At 51.4% G+C, this 22341-nt stretch carries 20 protein-coding genes and 1 pseudogene; 12 read left to right on the forward strand and 9 right to left on the reverse strand.

The features are described 5' to 3' along the window. Positions 1–332 precede the first annotated feature (332 nt). From FD28_RS10665 to FD28_RS10685, 5 genes are all read right to left on the reverse strand, one after another. Positions 333–2270, reverse strand: coding sequence for a copper-translocating P-type ATPase (locus FD28_RS10665; protein WP_057735033.1), 1938 nt, complete (start codon positions 2268–2270; stop codon positions 333–335). Beyond that, entirely contained in the window at positions 2267–2548 is a 282-nt protein-coding gene (locus tag FD28_RS10670) for a cupredoxin domain-containing protein (protein WP_057735034.1), read from the reverse strand. Before FD28_RS10670 ends, FD28_RS10665 begins: the two co-directional genes overlap by 4 nt. A 35-nt stretch (positions 2549–2583) precedes the next feature. Beyond that, a complete protein-coding gene (locus FD28_RS10675) occupies positions 2584–2958 on the reverse strand; it encodes a cupredoxin domain-containing protein (RefSeq protein ID WP_057735035.1) in 375 nt (124 codons plus the stop codon). A gap of 198 nt (positions 2959–3156) precedes the next feature. After that, positions 3157–3987, reverse strand: coding sequence for a DNA-binding domain-containing protein (locus FD28_RS10680; protein WP_057735036.1), 831 nt, complete (start codon positions 3985–3987; stop codon positions 3157–3159). Then, complete coding sequence (locus FD28_RS10685; protein WP_057735037.1) at positions 3984–5282, reverse strand: sensor histidine kinase; 1299 nt, start codon at positions 5280–5282, stop codon at positions 3984–3986. Before FD28_RS10685 ends, FD28_RS10680 begins: the two co-directional genes overlap by 4 nt. 514 nt (positions 5283–5796) lie before the next feature. Between FD28_RS10685 and argF the strand changes: the two genes are divergently transcribed. The 5 genes from argF (at position 5797) to FD28_RS10710 (ending at position 11908) form a co-directional block, all read left to right on the forward strand. Then, complete coding sequence (argF, locus tag FD28_RS10690) at positions 5797–6795, forward strand: ornithine carbamoyltransferase (protein ID WP_057735038.1); 999 nt, start codon at positions 5797–5799, stop codon at positions 6793–6795. Positions 6796–6809: 14 nt separating this feature from the next. Continuing rightward, a complete protein-coding gene (arcC, locus tag FD28_RS10695; protein WP_057735039.1) occupies positions 6810–7736 on the forward strand; it encodes a carbamate kinase in 927 nt (308 codons plus the stop codon). Between the two features lie 577 nt (positions 7737–8313). Beyond that, positions 8314–9867: a YfcC family protein gene (locus FD28_RS10700; protein WP_057735040.1), complete on the forward strand. Its 1554-nt coding sequence runs from the start codon at positions 8314–8316 to the stop codon at positions 9865–9867. Positions 9868–10265: 398 nt separating this feature from the next. Then, entirely contained in the window at positions 10266–11420 is a 1155-nt protein-coding gene (locus tag FD28_RS10705) for an RNA-guided endonuclease TnpB family protein (protein ID WP_057735041.1), read from the forward strand. A gap of 191 nt (positions 11421–11611) precedes the next feature. Next, positions 11612–11908 carry a hypothetical protein gene (locus tag FD28_RS10710; protein ID WP_157059887.1) on the forward strand — a complete coding sequence of 99 codons (297 nt, stop codon included), beginning with the start codon at positions 11612–11614 and terminating at the stop codon, positions 11906–11908. Positions 11909–12021: 113 nt separating this feature from the next. Here the strand turns inward: FD28_RS10710 and FD28_RS13090 are convergent. From FD28_RS13090 to FD28_RS10720, 3 genes and pseudogenes are all read right to left on the reverse strand, one after another. Then, positions 12022–12312: pseudogene (locus FD28_RS13090) on the reverse strand (type II toxin-antitoxin system PemK/MazF family toxin); the annotation flags it as partial. 49 nt (positions 12313–12361) lie between these two features. Continuing rightward, positions 12362–12592, reverse strand: a complete 231-nt coding sequence (locus FD28_RS10715) for a hypothetical protein (RefSeq protein WP_057735043.1) — start codon at positions 12590–12592, stop codon at positions 12362–12364. A 65-nt stretch (positions 12593–12657) separates the two neighbouring features. After that, positions 12658–13374, reverse strand: a complete 717-nt coding sequence (locus tag FD28_RS10720; protein WP_057735044.1) for a sulfite exporter TauE/SafE family protein — start codon at positions 13372–13374, stop codon at positions 12658–12660. A gap of 382 nt (positions 13375–13756) precedes the next feature. On the opposite strand from FD28_RS10720, the gene FD28_RS10725 reads away from it, so the two are divergent. Genes FD28_RS10725 through FD28_RS10735 form a run of 3 tightly spaced genes read left to right on the forward strand, consistent with a single transcriptional unit; the run spans position 13757 to position 15601 of the window. Further along, positions 13757–14128 (forward strand): GntR family transcriptional regulator, encoded by a 372-nt coding sequence (locus tag FD28_RS10725; protein ID WP_057735045.1) that lies wholly within the window; start codon positions 13757–13759, stop codon positions 14126–14128. Next, entirely contained in the window at positions 14125–14835 is a 711-nt protein-coding gene (locus tag FD28_RS10730; protein ID WP_057735046.1) for an ATP-binding cassette domain-containing protein, read from the forward strand. Before FD28_RS10725 ends, FD28_RS10730 begins: the two co-directional genes overlap by 4 nt. Next, positions 14828–15601, forward strand: a complete 774-nt coding sequence (locus FD28_RS10735; RefSeq protein WP_057735047.1) for a hypothetical protein — start codon at positions 14828–14830, stop codon at positions 15599–15601. Before FD28_RS10730 ends, FD28_RS10735 begins: the two co-directional genes overlap by 8 nt. Before the next feature lie 95 nt (positions 15602–15696). On the opposite strand, the gene FD28_RS10740 is transcribed toward FD28_RS10735, so the two are convergent. Beyond that, positions 15697–16815, reverse strand: a complete 1119-nt coding sequence (locus FD28_RS10740; RefSeq protein WP_057735048.1) for an ROK family transcriptional regulator — start codon at positions 16813–16815, stop codon at positions 15697–15699. Between the two features lie 391 nt (positions 16816–17206). Here FD28_RS10740 and FD28_RS10745 point away from each other — a divergent pair, with 391 nt between their 5' ends. From FD28_RS10745 to FD28_RS10760, 4 genes are all read left to right on the forward strand, one after another. Continuing rightward, positions 17207–18613 carry a glycoside-pentoside-hexuronide (GPH):cation symporter gene (locus tag FD28_RS10745; protein ID WP_057735049.1) on the forward strand — a complete coding sequence of 469 codons (1407 nt, stop codon included), beginning with the start codon at positions 17207–17209 and terminating at the stop codon, positions 18611–18613. A 160-nt stretch (positions 18614–18773) separates the two neighbouring features. Next, complete coding sequence (locus tag FD28_RS10750; protein ID WP_057735050.1) at positions 18774–19550, forward strand: SDR family oxidoreductase; 777 nt, start codon at positions 18774–18776, stop codon at positions 19548–19550. 39 nt (positions 19551–19589) lie between these two features. Further along, complete coding sequence (locus FD28_RS10755) at positions 19590–21131, forward strand: FGGY-family carbohydrate kinase (protein ID WP_057735051.1); 1542 nt, start codon at positions 19590–19592, stop codon at positions 21129–21131. Between the two features lie 110 nt (positions 21132–21241). Then, entirely contained in the window at positions 21242–22054 is an 813-nt protein-coding gene (locus tag FD28_RS10760) for a Cof-type HAD-IIB family hydrolase (protein ID WP_057735052.1), read from the forward strand. Positions 22055–22341: the final 287 nt, after the last annotated feature.

Consider the following 22341-nt stretch of genomic DNA (forward strand, 5'->3'; position numbering starts at 1 on the left):
TGTCCCACGCTGTAAGCCGATACTCGGCTAACACCGTTGTCACGGCTGCCTGCATCTCTGGCCTCCTCCGGCTACTCCACCGTTACGTTGTATTGGATGTTACTGATATTTCAGCATAAACGTCACGGATGATCATCTATGTGAGCCGTGAGTGAGCCAAATTTGGGCTCAGCCGTGGGATTTTCCAAGTGGTCTACTTGGAAAATGGTGACTTTGAAACGTGGGTTAGCGGTTCAAAGCAAGGTCCGAGACCGCTCTGTGGCTCGGGCCGTCCTGCCCACCGCGTTCCGGCCCAAATTTGGCGAACGGTAAGGCGGAATCAGAGACCCTCCTTAGGCCATCCGTGTAGTAGAGGCGGGCGTGGTCGTGAGCTTGGTTTTGTTTAAGAGCAGTGAGCTGGCCACGACAGAGAGGGAACTGAACGCCATGCCGAGTCCGGCAAGTTCTGGGCTTAACATCAAGCCGATTCCAGCGAAAATACCAGCAGCGACGGGAATTCCCAGTGTGTTGTAGATGAACGCCCAGAAGAGATTCAATTTGATCCGGTTGAAAGTCTTTTGGCTGAGTTCTAGGGCCCGAACCACATCGAGCAGGTCGTTTTTGACGAGGACGATCCCACCAGATTCAATGGCGATGTCCGTTCCCGAACCCATGGCGATGCCGACGTCCGCGGTAGTCAGGGCGGGGGCGTCGTTAATCCCATCGCCGGCAAAGGCCACGGGACCATCGGCCTGAAGCCGTTTCACGGCAGCGGCCTTATCTGCCGGCAAGACGTCCGCAATGACGGCGTCGATCCCCACTTGATCGGCAATCGCTTGAGCGACGCGTTGATTATCCCCGGTCAGCATGACCGTCCGCAAACCGCGGTCCTTCAAGGCCGCAATGGCCTCGGCGGAACTGGGTTTAGGGGCATCCTGAATGGCAATCAGACCGATGACGTGATTGTCGCGACCGACGATGACCACGGTCTTAGCTTCGGCTTGGAGCCGATCCATTCGTTGTTGATCCTGGTCGGTGAGGTGGTAGTCTTCCAAGAGCTTGGCGTTGCCGATAAAGGCGCGTTGGCCGTCAACGGTGGCCTGAACGCCCTTACCCTGGATGGCCTGGAAATCGGCTGCGGCGGTTGGCGTTAAGTTCTCGGCCTTGGCTGCGTCTAGAATAGCGGCAGCCAGGGGGTGTTCGGAAGCCACTTCTAAGTTGGCCGCGAGTTGAAGCACGGTGGCGCGATCGCCCACCACGTCGGTGACTTGGGGATGGCCCTCAGTCAGGGTTCCCGTTTTGTCGAAGACCACCGTTTTAATCTTGTTCGCCATTTCTAGGACTTCCCCGTTCTTGATGAGGATACCCATCTTGGCGCTCCGGCCGGTTCCCACCATGAGTGCCGTGGGAGTTGCAATGCCGAGCGCACAGGGACAGGCAATGATGATGACGGAAACGGCAAATAGCATGGCGTTAACCAGGCTGGCACCCAGCAAGACGTACCAGACGGTGAAGGTCAGGATGGCCGCAATCAGGACGGCTGGGACGAAGATATCGGCGACCCGGTCGACGGTCTTTTGAATAGGGGCGTGGCTGGTCTGAGCCTTTTTGACCATGTCTACAATCTGGGCCAACAGCGTGTCGTTGCCGACCTTGCTGGCCTTGAACATGAAGGTCCCGGTGCCATTGATGGTGGCGCCAATGACGGCATCACCAGTCTTTTTGGTGACGGGGAGGCTTTCACCGGTCACCATGGATTCGTCGATGGTTGAGGTACCCTCGATGATGGTACCGTCAACGGCAATCTTCTGCCCAGGTTTAACCCGGATGAGGTCACCGACCATCACGTCGCTTAACGGAATCTGAACCAATTCACCGTGGCGCATGACGTCGGCTTCTTTGGCCTGCAGACCGATCAGCTTTTCCACGGCGCCAGAAGCGGAATGTTTCATCTTCTCCTCGAAGTATTGTCCCAATAGGATAAAGGTAATGACAAACGCGGCGCTTTCAAAGAAGACCGCTTTACCCGTCACCATGGCGTAGGTGCTGTAAAGGTAGGCCGTAGCCGTTCCGATGGCGACTAGTGTATCCATGTTGGCATGGTGGTGACGAAAGGCGGCCCAGGCGCTTTGAATGAAGGGCCATGCGGAGACGGCCATGACGCCGGTCGTGAGCAGAAACATGGTCCAGGCGCCACCCGGCAACATGAAGCCAAAGGGTTTGGCCAGCATTTCCACCAGCATGGGGAGCGAGAGAATTAAGGAGACGATAAACCGATTTTTGATGCTCATGGTGCCACCACGATCTTCCCGTGGGCCATGTTCATGCCGCAACTAAACGTGTGCTCACCAGCGGTGGTGGTGTCAATGGTCACAGCCTGCGGATCGCCCAGTGGTAGATCCGTGAAGACGTTGAAGTCGGGAATCTGAACCTGATCCAGACAGCCAGCGTCGCTGATGCGGTTGAAGGTAAGCGTTGCGGGAACGCCCTGTTTGAGGGTCACCGTGTTGGGGTGGTAGCCGCCGTCGACCATGATTTCAACGTGTTGCGTGTTTTCTACTTTTGCCATAGGATAACCTCCATTTTTTAATCAGTACCGATTATTTACTTGATGATGACCTTACCGTGAAACATGTTCATCCCGCAGGCGTAGTCGTACTCGCCGGATTTACTGGTATCGATGTCAATCGCGTGGTTCTCGTTCTTAGGTAAGAATTCGTTGATCCCGAAGTCGGGGAAGACCACTTGTTCCAAACAACTGGAGGGGTCCTTGCGATTGAAGGTGATCTGGGCGGGAACGCCCCGCTTTAACACGACGGTGCTGGGCGAGTAGCCGCCGTTCACGGCAACGTCCACGTCCTGCTTATCCGTCGTCACCATGTCGGCGGTGACGGCCGCAGTTGTGTGTTTGCCGAAGAACCACCAGACGATGAAGCTAATCGCGGCCGCAGCCACGAGGGTAACTATTAATTTAGCCATAGGAAGACACTCACTTTCTCTTTGTGTTTACAAATGTAGTCGATGTAAATAGCTTAAGACTATCGTTTACATTTGTCAACGTAAAATGCGCAGTGGGGGTCACCTTTTCTAATGAAGACACGTAAAAAGGCCGCCGTCACGGGGATAGTGACGACGACCTTTAAATGTCAATCATGGCAAAAAAACTAGGACCAGTAGCTAGACCTCTTGTACCAGGCCGTCAAAGAAACGCTTGAGTGACGTCTTACCGCGGGTGCTGCGTTCACCCTCCAGGTAGAGCATCTCACTGCGCACGTTTTTGTATTCGTACAGCGTATTGGCATATTCCACCACAATTTCGTCGCCCATATCGTCCAGGCATAAGTGGGCCAGGTTGGTCAGTCCCGTCTTAATCGCCCGGCGCACCCGTTGGAAGACAATCTTCTTTTCGCGGTCGTCAATGTGGTAGGCCACGTTGAAGTCGATCTCGCGGAAGCTCAGTTGTTGATCGAGCATAATCTGGGTGATGGCGAGGATGTCGGCCGATCCGGCTTCGGAGGTGATTCCCAGGAAACGCAGGATTGAGAGAATCTTGGCCTTTTCCGCCTGGTGGGGGTCAACGGCGGGCTTGGTAACCGTCACGCCGCCGACCAGGGATTGAATGTCGTTGAGTTTGGCGGCCATCTGAATATTCTGCGCCACCTTCTCCACCACCGTTTTGACCTCAATCAGGTTGATGGGTTTATCGATAAAGAATTCGATACCGGCCTGATAGGCCTCGGCGCGCAGGTCGGCGTCCTTGACCTGCGAGATCATGATGAACCGCAATTTGGGATGGAGGGCCTTTAGTTTTTTGACCAATTCGATGCCGGACATGCCCGGCATGAGGAGATCAACCAGGACAATGTCAACGTCAAGGAGCATGACGTCGGCGATGGCCTTGGGTGCGGCTGGCGCGGACCCCACAACGCTGTTCGTGGGGTCCTGTTCCAGGATTCGGCGGAGCATCATAGGAATGGCGGGGTCGTCGTCGACAATGTAGAAATTCATTGGGTGGCCTCCTGAGTTAAGCGTTGTTTGCTGAGGGTAATGTCAAAATTCGTGCCTTTGCCGGGGGTCGATTCAACCTGAATATCACCGTCAAACTGTTCCTGGACGATGATTTTAACGTGGGAAAGGCCGATGCCGCGGTAGACATTGCCGGTGGTCTCATCGAACTTCGTGCTAAATCCAGGCTGGAAGATCATGGCTTGCGTATCGGCATCCATACCACTGCCGTTGTCACTCACCGTGATGATCACGTTGGGACCGGCGTCGGCCACGGTGATGCGAATGTAGCCTTGGGCTTGATCCAACAGGGCATCGGCGCTGTTGAAGATGAGATTAGAGAGAATCGAAACCACGTAGTAGTGATTGGGAATGACCAGATCCACGTGACTATGGGTGTCGATGACGATGCCGCGCTGTTCTTCCTTCAGGGCTTCGCGGATGTAACGAGTGGTGACTTTGAGAATGTCTGCCAGTTGCATGGGGGTGGCCTGATCGTTGCCGAAATAACTGCCGAGACCACAGATCACGTTTTGATAGTCCTTCTTGATTTCGTGGACGTCGCGGGCGATGTTTAAGGCCATCTCCTGTTCTGCTGGCGTGGCGTTGGCGTCTTGGAGATGTTTGTTCAGCAGGTAGGCGTTTTTCATCACGTTCTCGATTTCCGTGATGTTCTTGCGCATGAAGTAGACCTCGCTTTTGACGACGGAGGCCACCCAGATGAAGTGGTAGTACTGCTGCTCGTGATCCTCGTCGCGGACAAGCAGGGTGAAGTGATGGTAGAGAAAGGCCAATCCGCAACTGATCAGACTACGCAGCAGGGCCGTCACGAAGAGTAGCTGAAATAGTCGGTAGTGGTAGTTGGTGAAGCCCGTCAAAATGCTGACTTCCAGGAGATTAGCCAGGTAGTCGCAGACGATGATGCTGAGCAGAAAGGAGCTGTTGTTGCGCTGGCCCTTTCGCCAGTAGATGATGTAGAAAAGCAGGCCGTAACACACGTAGAAGGCCATATCGGCAATGACATAGCGGACGTTATCGGTGCGGCTGACGTCATTGCTGATGAAGAGCAGAATTCCCCGAAAGATGGGCGAGGCCAGCGCAATGGCGAGGGTGATGTAGATTGGGTTCAGATCGGCATTGAAGTACAGAAAGATTGGCAGTAGCAGGACGGAGAGCGTCAGGATGAAGCCGGGCGTGTAGGCGGTGAAGTTGACCTGTGAGGCCAGAGCGATGCAGATGGCCGCAATCAGGATGCGGCGGTAGCGTTCGTGACTAATGAAGCGGGATTGTTTCAGCATGTGCGAAATAACTCCTATCTTATGTGTTAACGGACGTTGCAATATGTAGATGATAACAGGTGGTGTAACTGGGTCACCTGCGGCTGCCAGAGATTCCGGTTACATGGACTTCTAAAATTAAGAGGTCGCCCAATGTGCCCATTGCTTTAGCGGGCATTTGGCTTCGGTAGTGTTGACCATCAGGTTTACAGATGACGTTTTTAACGATTATCTACAATGCCAATAGTTACTGATGTTGTTATCTTGAGTCGTACCTCCCATGATTTTTTTAGGCGTGGAACATGGTTTTTAAACGCGTCACAGATTTGACCGTGACGCGTCTGGGAAAAACAGTAGCCAAGCGTTACAGGACGTAAAAGCTGATTAGACAAGGATCTTGAGCCCAACCGACAATCAGTCAGCGACCCCGCCAATATAATTTTTTAATTATTTGGGGCACACCTTGAAGCTCTGTGAAGTTTTACGAAACCGATTACATATACTGTCATTGTAAATAACAAAGGAGGAATTAACAATGTACAATTTGCGGAATCGGAGTTTTCTCACTTTACTGGACTACACCCCTAAGGAAATGGGCTTCTTGTTACAACTGGCTGAAGACTTAAAGAAAGCCAAGTATGCGGGCACGGAACAGCAAAAATTAAAGGGTAAAAACATCGCCCTGATTTTTGAAAAGAACTCAACGCGGACCCGTTGTGCATTCGAAGTGGGGGCCTACGATCAAGGGGCCCACGTGACCTACCTCGGACCTTCCGGCACACAAATGGGCAAGAAGGAATCGGCCAAGGATACGGCGCGGGTATTGGGTGGCATGTTTGACGGTATCGAATACCGGGGCTTCTCCCAACGGACCGTGGAAACCCTGGCGGAATACTCGGGCGTGCCCGTTTGGAATGGGCTGACCGACGAAGACCATCCGACGCAAGTGTTGGCAGACTTTTTAACGGCCAAGGAAATCCTCAAGAAACCCTATGACGAAATCCACTTTACATACGTGGGGGATGGTCGGAACAACGTGGCCAACGCCTTGATGATCGGCGCGGCCATCATGGGGATGACGTATCACCTGGTCTGCCCAAAGGAATTAAACCCAACGCCGGAACTGCTGGCTAAGGTGGATGCGATTGCTGAACAGACTGGCGCCACCATCTTCATTACCGATGACGTGGATGAAGGCGTCAAGGGGTCCGATGTGCTCTACACCGACGTTTGGGTATCCATGGGGGAACCCGATGACGTGTGGACGGAACGAATTCAACTACTCTCTCCGTACCGGATCACGGCCGAAATGATGGCGAAGACGGGCAATCCAAACTGTATCTTTGAGCACTGCCTGCCATCCTTCCATGACACGGCAACCAAGGTGGGTAAGGAAATCGAAGAGAAATTTGGCCTGACCGAAATGGAAGTTACCGATGAAGTCTTCGAGAGTGATGCGTCCGTGGTCTTCCAGGAAGCTGAAAACCGGATGCACACCATCAAGGCGGTCATGGTGGCGACCTTAGGCGAATAGCGGAGGACGAGCGAATGGCAAAAATTGTTGTGGCTCTGGGCGGAAACGCTCTAGGCAAATCACCAGAAGAACAGTTGGAACTCGTGAAACATACGGCCACTTCTTTGATCGGACTGGTTGAAGCCGGCCATAAGGTGGTCATCAGCCACGGTAACGGTCCGCAAGTCGGGGCCATTAACCTGGGGATGAATTACGCGGCGGAACACGGTCAGACAGCGGCCTTTCCATTTCCGGAGTGTGGGGCCATGAGCCAGGGCTACATCGGCTACCACCTCCAACAGAGCCTGCAAAACGAGCTCCATCGGCGCGGTATTACCAAGGATGTGGCTTCAGTTGTGACGCAGGTCGAGGTCGACGAGAGCGATGCGGCTTTCCAACATCCCACGAAGCCGGTCGGGGCGTTCTACAGTAAGGAAGATGCCGACCGTATCGTGGCGGAGAAGGGGTACACCTTTGTGGAGGATGCCGGGCGCGGCTATCGGCAGGTGGTGCCATCTCCACAGCCCAAGTCGATCATTGAACTGAAAAGTATCAACGATTTGATTGAAAATGACAATCTGGTCATCGCTGGCGGCGGTGGCGGGGTGCCCGTCGTCAAGACGCCAGCCGGCCTGAAAGGTGTGCCGGCCGTGATTGACAAAGACCGATCCAGCGCACTATTGGCGGCCAACATTGCGGCGGAGCAACTCATTATTCTGACGGCGGTTGACGCGGTGTACGCTAACTACGGCTCGCCGGATGAAGATGTGTTGCGTGAACTGACGGCCGATGAAGCGAAACGTTACATCGACGAGGGGCAATTTGCTCCCGGCAGTATGTTACCGAAGATCGAAGCCTGCTTAGACTTCGTGGCCTCGGGTGCTAACCGGACGGCATTGATCACCTCGCTAGACCGTCTCGACGACGCCTTAGCGGGTAAGGTCGGCACCTTGATTAAATAACGTTAAACCGGTTACGACAGACCGTGATCAGCGCTATGCCGTTGAAAATCTACTACCCAAGCCAGTGACATCAGATAAACGCGTACGCATAGGCTGGTCATACACATAGAGCGTGGTCCAAAGGATGTTGGCGTGACACCCGTTCTTGGGCCACGCTTTGTCATGGAAACTGACATGCTGGTCGCCTTACCGATTGGCGTATAGGGGCAGAAACGGTGTGGACACAACTTGAATCCTCGAGAAGCACGAGTCGTCAAGCTTGGTCGTGAGGTTCCCAGTACATGCGCGTCTGTCTTGGCGATTTAAAAAATGCTGCCAAGTTTCGCTGTGTCAGCCGTGAAGGTGGAAGAAATCAGCTCAGCCGTGGAAATTGTCTTAACGGCGGGGTAGGCCGTTTAGACAATTGGTGACTTTGAAACCCGATTTCGGGGGTTCAAAGCAAGCTGAGAGACCGCTTTTTGGCTCTCGGCGTCCGTCCACCGCGTTCCAGTTGATTTCTTCCACCTGGTAAGGCGCGGTTTAAAAACACATGTAACCGTTTAAAGCAGAAGTCAAATAAGAGTTAAGGGGTGGCAAAATGGATACACCAGCACAACAACCCAAGAAAAAGTTCAAACTGCGGATGCCCGGGGCGTTTGTGATCTTATTCATCTTAACGATCGTTGCGGTTATCGCAACGTGGTTGATTCCCGCGGGGTCCTATTCAAAATTGGCCTATGAGCCATCGAGTTCGGCACTGGTCATCACCAAGCCTTCGGGGAAGACGGAAAAGGTGGCCGCGACACAGGAACAGCTAGATAAGCTCGGCGTGAAGATTCAGATCAAAGAATTTACGTCCGGGGGCATCACCCAGGCCGTGTCGATTCCCAATACTTATCAACGCTTGAAGCAACATCCGGCCGGTCTAGGTGCCATCACCAGTAGCATGGTGCGGGGGACGATCGAAGCGGTGGACATCATGGTCTTCATCTTCGTGTTAGGGGGCCTCATCGGTGTGGTTAAAGCCAGCGGGGCGTTTGAAGCCGGCCTGCTGGCATTGACCAAGAAGACGAAGGGTCACGAGTTCATGCTGATCTTCATGGTGGCCGTTCTCATGATCTTAGGGGGAACGCTGTGTGGGATTGAAGAAGAGGCCGTGGCCTTCTACCCGATTCTGGTGCCGATCTTCATTGCGATGGGGTACGACTCCATCGTCTGTGTGGGGGCCATCTTCCTGGCGAGTTCTGTTGGGACGTCGTTTTCCACGATTAACCCGTTCTCCGTTGTCATCGCGTCAAACGCCGCCGGAATTAACTTTACCGAGGGGATTGTTTGGCGGATTGTCGGACTGATTGTGGCTTCCATCTTCGTGATTTGGTACCTGCATTGGTACAGCAAGAAGGTGAAGACCACACCGGCCTTCTCCTACACCTACGAGGACCGGACGTCCTTTAACAAGATGTGGTCAGTGGCTTCCGGCGACAGTGAAGAGGGCAGCGAATTTACCTTCCGGAAGAAATTGATTCTGATTCTATTCGTTGTGACCTTCCCCATCATGGTGTGGGGCGTCATGTCGCAGGGCTGGTGGTTCCCAACCATGGCCTCGTCCTTCCTGGCCTTTGCCATTATCATCATGTTCCTGACGGCGACTGGGAAATACGGTATTGGTGAAAAGGGCGTCGTGGATGCCTTTACCAATGGGGCCGCTAGTCTGGTGGGGGTTTCCCTGATCATCGGGCTCGCCCGGGGGATTAACCTGGTCATGAATGACGGCCTCATCTCCGACACGATTCTCCAGTACTCCTCAACGCTGGTTGCCCACGTGAGCGGGTCGGTCTTCATCCTGATTCTGATGCTGATCTTCTTTGTTCTGGGGTTCATCGTGCCTTCCTCATCGGGGTTGGCCGTGCTGGCAATGCCAATCTTTGCGCCGCTGGCCGATACGGTTGACATTCCCCGGTTCGCCGTGGTGACCGCTTACCAGTTCGGGCAGTACGCGATGCTCTTCCTGGCCCCAACTGGGTTGGTGATGGCCACCTTACAGATGCTGGACATGAAGTACTCGCACTGGTTCAAGTTCGTTTGGCCAGTCGTGGTGTTCGTGCTGGTCTTCGGTGGCGCCATCCTGGTGGCAGAAGTCTTGGTCAGTTGATTATCACATTTGGGTAAATAAAAATAGGCGTGGTCGGGTTACCACTAGTGGGTATCCGGTCACGTCTATTGGTGTCTGTGGCTTTTTCGGTGCGTGCTATAAGTGGCGCCAGTTGAGAGAACTCGGTATTTCAATGCCGAGATGAATCAACGTCTTGGACGCCTCCCCTAAGTTTTACCTTGGTTTGGCAGCGATACCGTACAGGATTTTTTAATGCGATTCTCTTGTCAGATGTCGTAAAGACTGACCTCGGATACTTTATTCCCAAATGAACGTCAAAATCATAGACGTTCATTCTTTTATAACTAATCATATATGTCATATTATTAATTATTTTGTAAGTGTTCTTTAGCCCTTTAGCCTATCACGTATGATATAGTCATTCAAGAGGTGAGAGGATGACATTGAAAGGCCTGAAGCTCCGGATTTATCCGAATCAAGCGCAACAGTTAAAAATTAAGATGAATTTTGGCTACAATCGTTTCGTTTGGAACCAAATGCTAAATATGTTGATCAAGCGTCATGAAAACAACCCGCAAGCACCGCTCCTGAACGTCTTTGCGCTTAACAGCTTATTGCCCACAATGAAGTTGGAACATTCCTGGCTAAAAGAGGCCGAAAGTACCAGTCTCCAATCGACTTGTCATGATTTGGTAGGTGCTTTTCAAAAGTTCTTTAAAGAGCCAGATACCGGATTTCCTAAATTCAAGTCGCGTAAATATCCCAAACAGAGTTACAATGTTAAGTTTTCAGGAGCCAGCTTAGCCATCAAGAACGAACATACTATTAGGATTCCCAAAATTGGATTGATGCCTTTTAAAACAGGCAGAGCAGTCACGGGGAAAATTAAAAACGCCACCATCCGCCTCTCAACAACTGGGAAATATTATGCGATGGTCTTGGTTGAAACCAACGTGAATCAGTTAGCTAAGACCGGTCAAGCCGTTGGTATTGATCTGGGGGTAGCTGATTTGATAATTACCAGTCGTGGTCGTAAATACTCGACAATTCGGTTCGATAAAATGTTGGCCAAAAAGAAATATTACTGGGAAAAACGTTTGGCCCGACGCGGACGGCAAGCCAAACGAGAAATGGCTTGGGACAAGCATAATCATGTTCCTGAACCCCGTGAACTGTCTGATTTTAAGAACTACCAGAAAGCTAAACTCATGGTCGCTAAATATAACGAGAGAATCGCTAATCAACGGCGAAACTATCTTCATAATTTAACTAAACAACTCGTTGAACAATATGATGTGATTAACATTGAGGATTTGAAAACCAAAAATCTACTCAAAAATCATCATCTTGCCCGCGCCATCGCCAACCAATCTTGGCGAGAGATTCGCCGACAGTTAAAATATAAGTGCGCCTGGTACGGTAAACAACTGGTCATTGTGAATCCGCGTAAAACTAGCCAACTTTGTTTCAACTGCGGCTATGATGACGGCAAACATCCATTAGCTATTCGTAAATGGACCTGTCCCAGGTGTGGTATGGTTCATGATCGAGATATTAACGCTGCTCGAAATATTTTAAAGGCAACCGCATAAACGCCAAGACCGAATTGGGCTGGAACGGCCCTTAGTCAATAGCCGTAACCGCTACCGAGCATTCAAGGAATGTAGGGCAAGTCCGCGGTGTTCCTAGAAGCTCGTTACTTTAGTGACGAGTAGTTCACGATGGCATTGGGGTTGAGCTGGAACACGCTGGCCAGGTTGAACGGGTGATTTTTCAAAATAACTTGAAGCCACATACGATCTATGAACCTCGAGAGACCAGCCGCCAGGCAGTCAAACAGCAACTCGTGCAGCAGTTGGAAACCGGCCAGTTGACACCGGCCAACGCTAACCTGTGGTTGCTCTTGCGGCAGCAGGCGGCACTCCCATATCTGTTTACGGATCAACGGTTGGCAACGTTGACCGCCGCCTTTACGCAGCAAACGGCGGACCCGTACACGGCAACAACGCAAGCCTTGGTCCAGGCGGCCGGTGAGATTATTCAGATGAAGAAGTTTGAGATGGACAGCTGGCTGAGTTGAAGCTAAGACGTTCAGCGAGCCAAAAGAGAACATAGCCCTCTTTTGGCTTTTCCGTTATGGTGACGAAACGTGGGACAGGAGGCAGCTAGCTAAGCGCCTTCTGTCCCATTCTTTTAATTCAGGATATTTGAAATAGTACGTCTTATTTCAATAAAACTGGGCGTCGGCAGCATGCCAATGTGTGTCGCGTGTCGTTGTTTAAAATCGTAAGTGAAAAGTTGAAGGGGATTGATGAAGCCGTCAATCTCTGCGTCTAAAATCGGAATGAGTAAGCCGCTGTTCTTTAAGGCATTGTTTGGCGCATGTGTGATTGGGCAGACGAGGACGAGGCCCGTCAGTTGGCTGTACCCTTGATTGCTTAGGACAACGGCGGGGCGGCATTTACGAATCTTATGACCAACTGAAGGATCAAAATCAAGCTAGATTAAATCTTGTTGATCAGGAATGTAAGGATTAGCTTTCTGGATTTTCTTTACCAATCAATGGTCCTCCAAAGGCTTCTTTTTGTTTGAGGTCGTGTGTCGCGATAAATTCCGGATCACGGAACGGATTCTTTTCCTTGGGAATGAAAGAAATAATGCCGTCGCGGCCCTGAAAGACGTCGAATTTTGTGGCACTCGGTTTAATACTATTGGGTACGGTTAGAGTATTAGAGTTTCCAACTTTACGTAATTTTACAGTCATAGGACGTGCTCCTTTCTGTATATACTGAGTATAACCTTGAAACCTGAAATGACGACGAATCCGTCTCAAAACAACAGATAATAGGCGCCACTCACCCCAATAAAAACGTAGATGTAGCGCTTCACTATGGCTAAATTCAGGTGATTCATCAGGCGCGCGGCAATGACGGTTCCCAGAATGGCGCCAACCATGCCGACCAGGATAAAGGGGATGACGGTGGTCGTGAGAATCCCATTCAGGACCCGTAGCGTGGTGATGTAGACAATATCAATCAGGAAAAAGGTTTGGATATTGGCAATGTACTCGCCGGTCGTGCTGGCCAGTGATAAGAAATACAGGGCCATCAGCGGGCCACCGATACCGAAGAGGCCGTTGAAGAAGCCCGAAATAATCATGAAGAGACCGGCAACCAGCCACGGATAGGGCTTGGTGCCGGCGTTTTTGTTTACAGAAAAATAGAGGGAGAGGACGATCAGCAGGCCACCTAGTAACATCCGTAGCAGGTGGACGTCTAAGACGCGCACCAGATGAACCGACCAGGCCGCCACACTGGCGTAGACCAGAAAGGGCACGATGATGCGTTTGAGGTGGATATCGTGGCGGTAACGGAGAACCAGCGTGAGAACGCTGGCCGCCATAATCAGGGAGGCCACCCCGGCACTCTCCGCGATGGGAAGGATGCTGGGGAGAAAGATCATCATCATAATGGCCGCGCCGAAGCCCGTCAGTCCCTGAACCAGGCCTGCGAGAAAGCCAAACAGAATGATTAAAAGCCAGGTCATGTTTAAAACTCCTTTAAATAGCATTAAAGCCAGTGTGGGCGCTTCGTGAGGAGATGTCAACGAGATAACTAAGATTGACCGCACTCCGGCTGCCAGGGATTCCGCCTGCTGTGGGGACGCTTCAGCCTGGAAGACCACCAGTCTCGCTCGCTTTGGCGCCACGAAGAACACGTGTCTCCAAAGTCGCCCGCATCGTTCCAGTCCATGTCTGTCGACCGGTAAGGCGAAAGGACTACCAGATTACCAGGCTTAGGTCAACGTTTGACGCGAGAACAGGCCGAGCAAGAATTCATTTGTCACGAGGAGAGACCGGGAGCTTGCCAAGAGGCCATCAAGATGTTATAGTGTAATAGTAAAATATAACACTAGGGAGGCGGAGTGCATGAACTTTGACGATAAAGTCCCAATTTACTATCAAATCGAAAATCACATTTATCATGAAATTATCACAGGAACGTTAAAACCAGGGGAAAAGTTACCATCCGTGCGGCAGCTGGCGGTAGATGTCACGGCTAACGTGAATACCGTTCAGCGTGCCTTAAGCGAGATGATTACGGCAGGCATCATCGAATCTAAACGAGGTAGGGGGAATTTTGTCACGATGGAAACAGCTAAGATTGAGCAACTCAAGGTACAGTTAGTAACGGCGCAACTGGCTCAAGTCTACGAGCAACTACACGCGTTGAATCTGAGCGATACGGAAATTCTCACGAGCTTACAACAGTACATCCAACAGAGGGGGCAAGCCAAATGACTGATAGCTTAAGTATGCAGAATGTGACCTATAAACGCGGGATGAAAACGATTCTTCACGACGTTGACCTCACCCTGGCACCCGGTAAGATTGTGGGTCTGTTAGGTGAAAACGGGGCTGGTAAGACCACCCTCATGCGGCTGATCACGGGGAGCGCCAAGGGTAAGGGCACCACGATGGTCAACGGGGCCGCAGCGGAGGCCGACCGAAAGCGCTACGTGAGTTTCTCTGAACAGCTCCGCGGATTTGCGGGGGGCACGAAGTTGGTTAAAATTGTCGCGTTTTACGAGACGGTTTACGGTGACTTTGAGGCTGATCGTTTCGCAGAGCTCGCTGATTTTCTCCAGATTGATACCAGTTTGAAGCTGGCGGCCCTTTCCAAGGGGATGAAGGAAAAGCTGGTGATTGCGTTAACCTTGGCACGGCGGACGACGCTATACCTGTTGGATGAACCCTTCAGTGGGATTGACAGCATGAGTCGTAAGAAGATCATCAATAGTATTATTCAGTGGAAGCCGGAGAACGCGACGATGGTTATCAGTGATCACTACGTTTCAGAGATCGCTCCTATTTTGGATGAAATTGTTGTGGTCAAGGACCAGACCATTTACACGCACCGCAAGGCCGATGAGGTTCGTGAAGAATTCAATATTGGCATTGAGGCGTACTACGAGAGCCTGTACGAGAGGGGAAACGACAATGACTAATTTTGGCAAACTATTTAAGGTGTTTAATCGCAGTAAGTTTTACGCGGTTAACCAGCTGATGCTGATTGAACTGGTGGCCATTGCGGTCAGTCTGGTCTGGACCCTGGTGTCGGGTAATATGTCCCAAATGAGTTTTCTAGGCGCTGTGAGTGGCTGGTCGGGCTTGGCCTACCTGGTGGGGTTTGTTCTGATCTCGCGGCAAGCCGAGCTGGCTTTCACCCACGACACGTACCGGTTGATCCCAGCGAAGGACCAGACCTTTTACGTGGCCAATCTGGTCTCGTCACTCGTGATGTTCCTGTACCTCATCTTGTTACAGGTGGGCTTGCACTTGATCGGGTTGGCAGTGGCCTGGACAAAGATTCGGGCGAAATTAGATACCATGATTATGCCGGGTGACTTGAACATCAACGGTCCCGAGATTGCCAAGGGGATCTTCCTCGTGACCTTGATCATGCTGGCGGTCTTCATTTTGGCGCTGACGACGGTCACCCTGGTTCACTTGACCGTGAGCGCCACGAATAACTTTCTACCCACAGCGGGGAAACGGGTCGTTGACGTAATTCTCTATATCGTCGTGATTGGCCTGATTATTCGAGTCGGGGCCTTCTTGATGGGCCAGCTGAACCAGGTCATGACGACCTTCAACGTGCAGGGAACGTCAAACATGGTCTTCCCACTATTGGGGATGTTGGTTCTGGCAGCGCTGGAATCCGTGCTGAATGTGTTCCTGATGAAGCGCTGGGTCGAGACGGTTGCTAACTAAGTCTTAACACAGGTAGCGAAAATGAATTGAATGAAAAGGCGCCGTGAAATCGAATGATTTCGCGGCGCCTTTTGGTGTTGTTTGGTAACTAGAAATTAAATATTCTGTAATTGCGCCTGAATCGCGGGGATCGCAGCGCCAATGGCCACGGCATGATCCACCACGTTTCCGCGTTGCAGGTAGCCCGCCGTCTCGGGAAAAACGGACAGTTGCTTGAGACGCTTCTTCAGAGCAGTCACGTTGGCCTCACTGAGGTACTTGGTCAATTCGCCGGCAATCACGATGGGTAGGTCGACGAACATATGCAGGTTGTAGATGGCCTCGGACAGGTAATTCAGGTACGTTTCAAAGCGCTCTTCGATCTGAGCGTCGTGCTGGTGGAGATCGGCGAAGAACGTGCCGAGGTCCTCGTTGGGCTGTAGGAGGGAACTGACCGAGCAGTAGGTTTCGATGCAACCACGCCGCCCGCAGTAGCAGATCGGACCATCCACGGAGTTCAACGTGATGTGTTCCATGGTGCCGCTGCGCCCGCTGGGACTCTTGAAGACCTTGCCATTAATGATAATAGCCGTCCCGATGTGTTCGCTGATGGACAGGAAGATCCCATCGGTTGGAGTATTGGCGTATTCCGCAACCGCTACGCAGTCGGCATCGTGGTAGAACGTGACGGGGAAGGGCAGATACTGGCCAAAGTTATCGGCCTTCATGCCCGTACAATCGAGAATCTTCCCATAGAGGATGGTGGTGCCGTCGTTTGAAATTAACCCCTGAATACCAATGCCGACACCGCTGATCTGGGTCAGACTAAAGCCCTTGGCTTGAAGAAAGGCAAGTAACTGCTGACTCAGGGCCTGTGCGTACTGGTCGTCGTTGGCAAAGGGGAGGTTGGTTGTGTGCAGCGCCAAAACCTCGTTGCGAAGGTTGAGGACGGTCATGGTGGCGTAGGTACGAAAAATTTCGACGCCCACACTGAGGCTGACGTTGGGATCAATGGCGTAGGCGGTAGCCCGCCGACCGATTAAGGATTTAAGCTGACCGTTCTTAATGATCAGGTGGCGCTCAGTGAGTTTTTGCAAATTGGAACTGACCGTGGGCAGACTCAGGCCCAGGGTGTCTGCGATGTCCTGCTTGGAAAGCTTCTCGCTATCGTAAAGCAGATGGTAAATGTCCGAATAGTTGGAATGCTGAATGGATTGCATATTACTTGTACTCATGGTGGGCCCCTTTCTGAATAAGACTGAATAGCTTTAGTTTAGCACATTTAAGATAAATAGAAAGTGACTTTCACTAATTCTGTAACCGCTGCCATTGCCGAGCGGGGTGTACTTTCGGATTTTAAGTGAAACGCACGAAGACCCCTAAAATGGCCCAATTTCTGAAAAATGGTCAAGTGAATTATTCACAAATCAAATTTAATTACAGGTCAAAATTGCCGATAAGCAACATCAAATGGGCAATCTTAAAATTTTAGAATATGTGAAATAGATATTTAAATCGCTAACCGGTTGTCAATGTAAGCGATTGCAATTATACTAGTGCAGTAAATTGATTTTGCTAAACGGGTTTATAAAATGGCTTGTACTAATTCTATGTGAGGTGTTGGAATTGAAGAAATATCTATCTTATGCGTTGGGAACGTTCGGTCACGACGCGTTCTATAACACATTGAGCATTTATTTTATGATGTTTTTGACCAGTCAATTGTTTACCAGCGGTGCGGATGAAAAAATGGTGGGGATTGTCACGACCCTGATTGTGGTCATTCGGGTCGGTGAAATTCTCTTTGATCCCATGATCGGGGGCGTGGTGGATAATACCAATACGCGCTGGGGCAAGTTCCGACCGTGGATCATGATTGGGTCGGTCGTGGCCTCACTGGGCCTGGTCTTTCTCTTCTCGGACTACTTCGGTCTGGCCTGGAATAACCCCACGATTTACCTGATCCTGATCGCGGCCACCTTCCTGGTGGTTGATGTCTTCTACTCGTTTAGTGATATTGCGCTGTGGTCTTTGCTACCAGCCGTGAGCCTGGACTCCAAGACGCGAACCAAGTTTGGGACGGCTTCCCGGATTGGTTCAACGCTGGGCGCTCAGATTGTGATTGTGATCATCACACCAGCCATTATGCTGTTCTCACACTGGATTTCTAAGGTGCCATTTGGTCAGCAAACGCGGGCCGGCTGGACCGGCTACGTCATTATTGTGGCGGTGCTGTGTACCGGTGGGGCGTTGATTACGTCCCTGAACTTGAAGGAGCAGCACAACGTGATCCGGGCCAACGTCAAGCACACCACGCTGTCTGACATCTTCCGGGCAATTGGTCGGAACCGGCAGCTTCTGTGGATTGCGGCGTCTTACTTCCTATTTGCCTTCAGTTACGTGGTCACCAACTCTCTCTTGATGTACTACTTCCGTTACCGTCTGGGCAACGCGGGTGCCTACACCTGGGTCGGGGTCATCACGTGTGTCTTAGGGGTTGTCTCAGTGGCACTGTATCCGGCTTTGGAAATGATGATTCGCCGGAAAGCTATCTACATTGGTGGGATTGCCTTCATGCTGATTGGCTATGTCCTGTTCTTATTGGCGGGGCAAAGCCTGCCGATGGTGCTGTTAGCTGTTTCATTTTACTTCTTCCCATACCCATTGATCTTCTTGGCAACATTGATGACAATCACGGACAGTGTTGAATACGGGCAACTGGTCAATGGTGTCCGGAATGAGTCCGTGACGTTGTCGATTCGGCCCCTGATTGATAAATTGGCCGGGGCCGCTTCCAATGGGATTGTCGGCATCGTGGCCGTCATGGTTGGGATGACCGGGAATGCCAAGCCTAGCGACATTTCAACGGCCGGGGTTTCCCAGTTCAATCTCTTTATGTTCTACATTCCGATTGTCTTGCTCGTGATTGCCGCCGTTATTTTCTGGGCAAAGGTCACCTTGACTGAGGAAAAACACGCCGAAATTGTCCGTGAATTGAAGAAACGGTTAAAGACACAATCGGCGCAAGGCTAGGTAACACAAGGGTTTAACCGCGACTTGGTCGTTATTTTTTAAAAGAAATATGAAAACGTTACCAAAAACTATTGACTTCTAGCTTTTGGGGGATTATGCTAAGTCGTGAATTAAAGAAAGTCATTTTACAAAATACATTTACTTTTTAGGAGGAATTATCATGGGTATTTTAGATAGAATGCGTTTGGACGGTAAGAAAGCTTACGTTACGGGTGGTGCCCAAGGTTTAGGTAAAGCCATGGCCACTGGATTAGCCGAAGCTGGTGCTGATGTCGCCATTGTTGATATCAACATCGCTAAGGCTCAAGAAACGGCCCGCGAAATTGCGAAGGCTACCGGTCAAAAGGCCATTGCCATTAAGACCGATGTCACCGATCCAGAACAAGTTCAAAACATGATTGACACGGTCGTTAAGGAATTGGGTGGTTTGGATGCAGCCTTCAACAACGCCGGCATGTGCTTGAACGTTCCCGCTGAAGAAATGACCTTTGAACAGTGGCAAAAGGTAGTTAACTTGAACTTAAATGCCGTGTTCCTTTGCTCCACTGCCGCTGGTCGTTACATGTTGAAGCAAGGCTCCGGTTCAATCGTCAACACCGCTTCCATGTCAGCCCACATCGTTAACCGGCCACAACCACAATGCTCCTACAACGCCACTAAGGCTGGGGTTATTCAATTATCCAAGTCCTTAGCGATTGAATGGGCTAAGAAGGGCGTTCGGGTTAACACCATGAGTCCTGGTTACATGGGGACCGACTTAACCTTGAACTCACCTGATTTGAAGCCATTAATCAAGACCTGGAACGACTGGGCACCACTTGGCCGCTTAGGTAAGCCAGAAGAATTACAAGGCATGGCCGTTTACTTAGCTAGCGATACCAGCAGCTTCTCAACCGGTTCCGATTACTTAGTTGATGGTGCCTTCACGGCATGGTAAACCGCTGCGTTTAATGCTTGATTAAAGAGGGGAATAACGATGAAATACTTGATTGGTACTGATATTGGGACTTCGGGAACGAAAAGTATCCTGATGGACACGAACGGCAAATTAATTGCGCAGGATCTGGAAGAATACGATGTCTTGACGCCCCGTCCTTTATGGGCAGAACAGTGGCCGGACGTCTGGCTGAAGGGTGTTAAGGATTCCATTCGCGCGGTGGTTAATGAAAGCGGTATCGCGCCGGCAGATATTAAGGGCATTGGCCTGAGTGGCCTTTACGGTGGCTCGGGTGTCCCAGTTGATAAGGATATGAATCCCGTTCGGCCCGACCTGATTTGGATGGATCGGCGGGCTGCCGGTGAAACGGAATGGGTCAAGGAACACATTGACCTAAAGCGGTTATCCGAGATTACCGGGAACGACGTGGTTGACCCTTACTACGGGTACACCAAGGTGCTGTGGATTAAGAACCATGAGCCCGAAAACTGGAAGAAGACGGCCATGTTCCTGCCACCTAACAACTACGCGATCTACAAGTTAACTGGTGCGGTCTCCATTGACTACTCTGCTGCCGGGAACATCGGTGGCTTCTACGATGTGAACACCGGAACCTGGTCCAAGGAAATGATGGATGCCATGGGTGTCCCAATGGATAAGATGCCACAGAAGTTCGTTGATGCAACCGAAATTGCGGGTCGGTTGACCGCGGACGTGGCGGCTGATCTGGGCCTTGATGCCGGTACACCAGTGATCGCTGGTGGGGTCGACGTTGGGGCTGCCAACATTGGGATGGGTGTCTTTGAACCCGGCCGGTATGTTGCCGCCATCGGCTCTTCCATGAATGCCGCTTTAGTCAGTGACAAACCAATCAAGGGCAAGGGTCTCATCGTTTGGCCTTATCCTTACAAGTCACGTGAGTTGGTCTACAACTTCAGTGGCTCGGCCACGGCCGGTGCCATTACCAAATGGTTCCGCGATAACTTTGGCGATGCCGAAGTTGCCGTACACAACCAAGGTGGTCCTAATGCCTACGTCACACTGGGCGAGGAAGCTAAGAATGTGCCGGCTGGTAGTCGCGGGTTGGTCGTTCTCCCTTACTTCATGGGTGAACGGGCACCAATCTGGAATTCCGATGCCAAGGGTATGATCTTCGGGCTGTCCCTGGTTCATACCAAGGCAGACTTGTTCCACGCCTTTCAAGAAGCGGTCTGCTACGCCCTGCGGCACAGTATGGAGAGTACGGGCCGCGACCTCGGCGATTACATTGTGATTGCCGGTGGGGTCACCAATTCACCGGATTGGGTTCAAATGTTTGCGGACGTTACGGGTTATGCCGTACGGACGCCAGTTGACGATGCCGAAGCCAACCTGGGTGACGTCATGCTAGCTGGTTTGGCAACGGACACGTTGACCGTGGACGCAGTTCAAAAATGGCAAGTGCTTGGCGACAAGGTGGAACCACGGGCCGAACAACACGAGACTTACAACAAGTATTACCAGCTTTACCGGAAACTCTACGATGATTTAGGCGACGATATGCACACCTTGTCATTGATTTCTGGGATTGAAGAATCTTAAAAAGTAGTTACTGAAGGTTCTGACGAGAGCAGGCCGAAGGTAACGAACAACTAATGAAGAGTTCGGGGAGTTTATCTCGGACTCTTCGTTAGGTTAGGGGGTGTCACACCATGTACCGCATGATTACCAGTGATTTAGATGAAACGTTGCTCCGCGCGGACGGCAGTATCTCCGCAGAAAATATCGCAGCCATTCGGCGAGCGACTCGGGAAGGCATTAAGTTTGTCCCCAACACCGGTCGGAGCTTTCTCAGTATCCAACCACTGTTGAAGCGATTGCATCTGTGGGAACATCCAAACCAGTACGTGATCTCGTACAATGGTGGTGCCGTGGTTGAGAACTGGGGGAATCAGGTGCTACTGAGTCAAACAATGCCTTATGCAGTAGCGGCGGCCGTGTTTGCGGTGCTTCAGCAATTTGACGTGGCCATTCACGTGTATACGTTAAAACACCTGACGATCTACCACCCACGGGCGGATGATCTGGCTTACCTGCAGACTCGTGGCGTTCAAGCGACTCGCATGCGTGGTGCGTTCTCGCAGTTTCAGTCACAAGCGATTATGAAAGTGATTGCGATGAATCCCAATGCCGAGGTTCGGCAGGCGGCTAAGCTCGCGGTGGAACAGCAAGTGCAGCAGCCCTTAAACTGCACCTTTTCGTCCGATCGCTACATGGAAGTTAATCCGGTGGGCGTCGACAAGGGCGTGGCAACACTGGCTCTGGGTGAACGACTGGGGATTTCAGCCGCCGAGATTATGGCAATTGGGGATAATGCCAACGATCTGCCGATGCTAACGCGTGTCGGCTGTCCAGTTGCGGTTCAAAACGCGATTCCGGCCGTCAAAGAGGTGGTCACCCACGTAACGATGGCCGACTTTGAGATGGGGGTCGGTGAAGCCATCGATCGGTGGGGGCTGAGTTAGCAAGACCGGTCTCTTGAAAATGAGAACGGATACAACTGAAAAAGCAGTCGGCGCCGCTCGCCCAAATCGGTGAGTTAGGTTAGTTCCGGGACTAACGTGGTTCCGGTTGACCGGACAGTGTGTCACGATTATGATCGCCCCGATTGAGACGTTGAATTGGCGCGATGCAGGCCATAAAGCAGGGGAGTGTGGCCACATTGGACTAGTCCAATAAGTTACAAATGAAAAAAAGTCATCACTTTTCCTTGTGAATGTTAAAACTTGTTTTCAAACTTACTTAACCAATC

This window comes from Levilactobacillus hammesii DSM 16381 (assembly GCF_001434395.1).
In the GTDB taxonomy this organism is placed as follows: domain Bacteria; phylum Bacillota; class Bacilli; order Lactobacillales; family Lactobacillaceae; genus Levilactobacillus; species Levilactobacillus hammesii.

What these genes read in the sequence shown, in the direction of transcription:
- FD28_RS10665 (WP_057735033.1), bottom strand. Translation starts at nt 2,270, where the DNA reads ATGAGCATCAAAAATCGGTTTATCGTCTCCTTAATTCTCTCGCTCCCC.
- FD28_RS10670 (WP_057735034.1), bottom strand. Translation starts at nt 2,548, where the DNA reads ATGGCAAAAGTAGAAAACACGCAACACGTTGAAATCATGGTCGACGGC.
- FD28_RS10675 (WP_057735035.1), bottom strand. Translation starts at nt 2,958, where the DNA reads ATGGCTAAATTAATAGTTACCCTCGTGGCTGCGGCCGCGATTAGCTTC.
- FD28_RS10680 (WP_057735036.1), bottom strand. Translation starts at nt 3,987, where the DNA reads ATGAATTTCTACATTGTCGACGACGACCCCGCCATTCCTATGATGCTC.
- FD28_RS10685 (WP_057735037.1), bottom strand. Translation starts at nt 5,282, where the DNA reads ATGCTGAAACAATCCCGCTTCATTAGTCACGAACGCTACCGCCGCATC.
- argF (WP_057735038.1), top strand. Translation starts at nt 5,797, where the DNA reads ATGTACAATTTGCGGAATCGGAGTTTTCTCACTTTACTGGACTACACC.
- arcC (WP_057735039.1), top strand. Translation starts at nt 6,810, where the DNA reads ATGGCAAAAATTGTTGTGGCTCTGGGCGGAAACGCTCTAGGCAAATCA.
- FD28_RS10700 (WP_057735040.1), top strand. Translation starts at nt 8,314, where the DNA reads ATGGATACACCAGCACAACAACCCAAGAAAAAGTTCAAACTGCGGATG.
- FD28_RS10705 (WP_057735041.1), top strand. Translation starts at nt 10,266, where the DNA reads ATGACATTGAAAGGCCTGAAGCTCCGGATTTATCCGAATCAAGCGCAA.
- FD28_RS10715 (WP_057735043.1), bottom strand. Translation starts at nt 12,592, where the DNA reads ATGACTGTAAAATTACGTAAAGTTGGAAACTCTAATACTCTAACCGTA.
- FD28_RS10720 (WP_057735044.1), bottom strand. Translation starts at nt 13,374, where the DNA reads ATGACCTGGCTTTTAATCATTCTGTTTGGCTTTCTCGCAGGCCTGGTT.
- FD28_RS10725 (WP_057735045.1), top strand. Translation starts at nt 13,757, where the DNA reads ATGAACTTTGACGATAAAGTCCCAATTTACTATCAAATCGAAAATCAC.
- FD28_RS10730 (WP_057735046.1), top strand. Translation starts at nt 14,125, where the DNA reads ATGACTGATAGCTTAAGTATGCAGAATGTGACCTATAAACGCGGGATG.
- FD28_RS10735 (WP_057735047.1), top strand. Translation starts at nt 14,828, where the DNA reads ATGACTAATTTTGGCAAACTATTTAAGGTGTTTAATCGCAGTAAGTTT.
- FD28_RS10740 (WP_057735048.1), bottom strand. Translation starts at nt 16,815, where the DNA reads ATGAGTACAAGTAATATGCAATCCATTCAGCATTCCAACTATTCGGAC.
- FD28_RS10750 (WP_057735050.1), top strand. Translation starts at nt 18,774, where the DNA reads ATGGGTATTTTAGATAGAATGCGTTTGGACGGTAAGAAAGCTTACGTT.
- FD28_RS10755 (WP_057735051.1), top strand. Translation starts at nt 19,590, where the DNA reads ATGAAATACTTGATTGGTACTGATATTGGGACTTCGGGAACGAAAAGT.
- FD28_RS10760 (WP_057735052.1), top strand. Translation starts at nt 21,242, where the DNA reads ATGTACCGCATGATTACCAGTGATTTAGATGAAACGTTGCTCCGCGCG.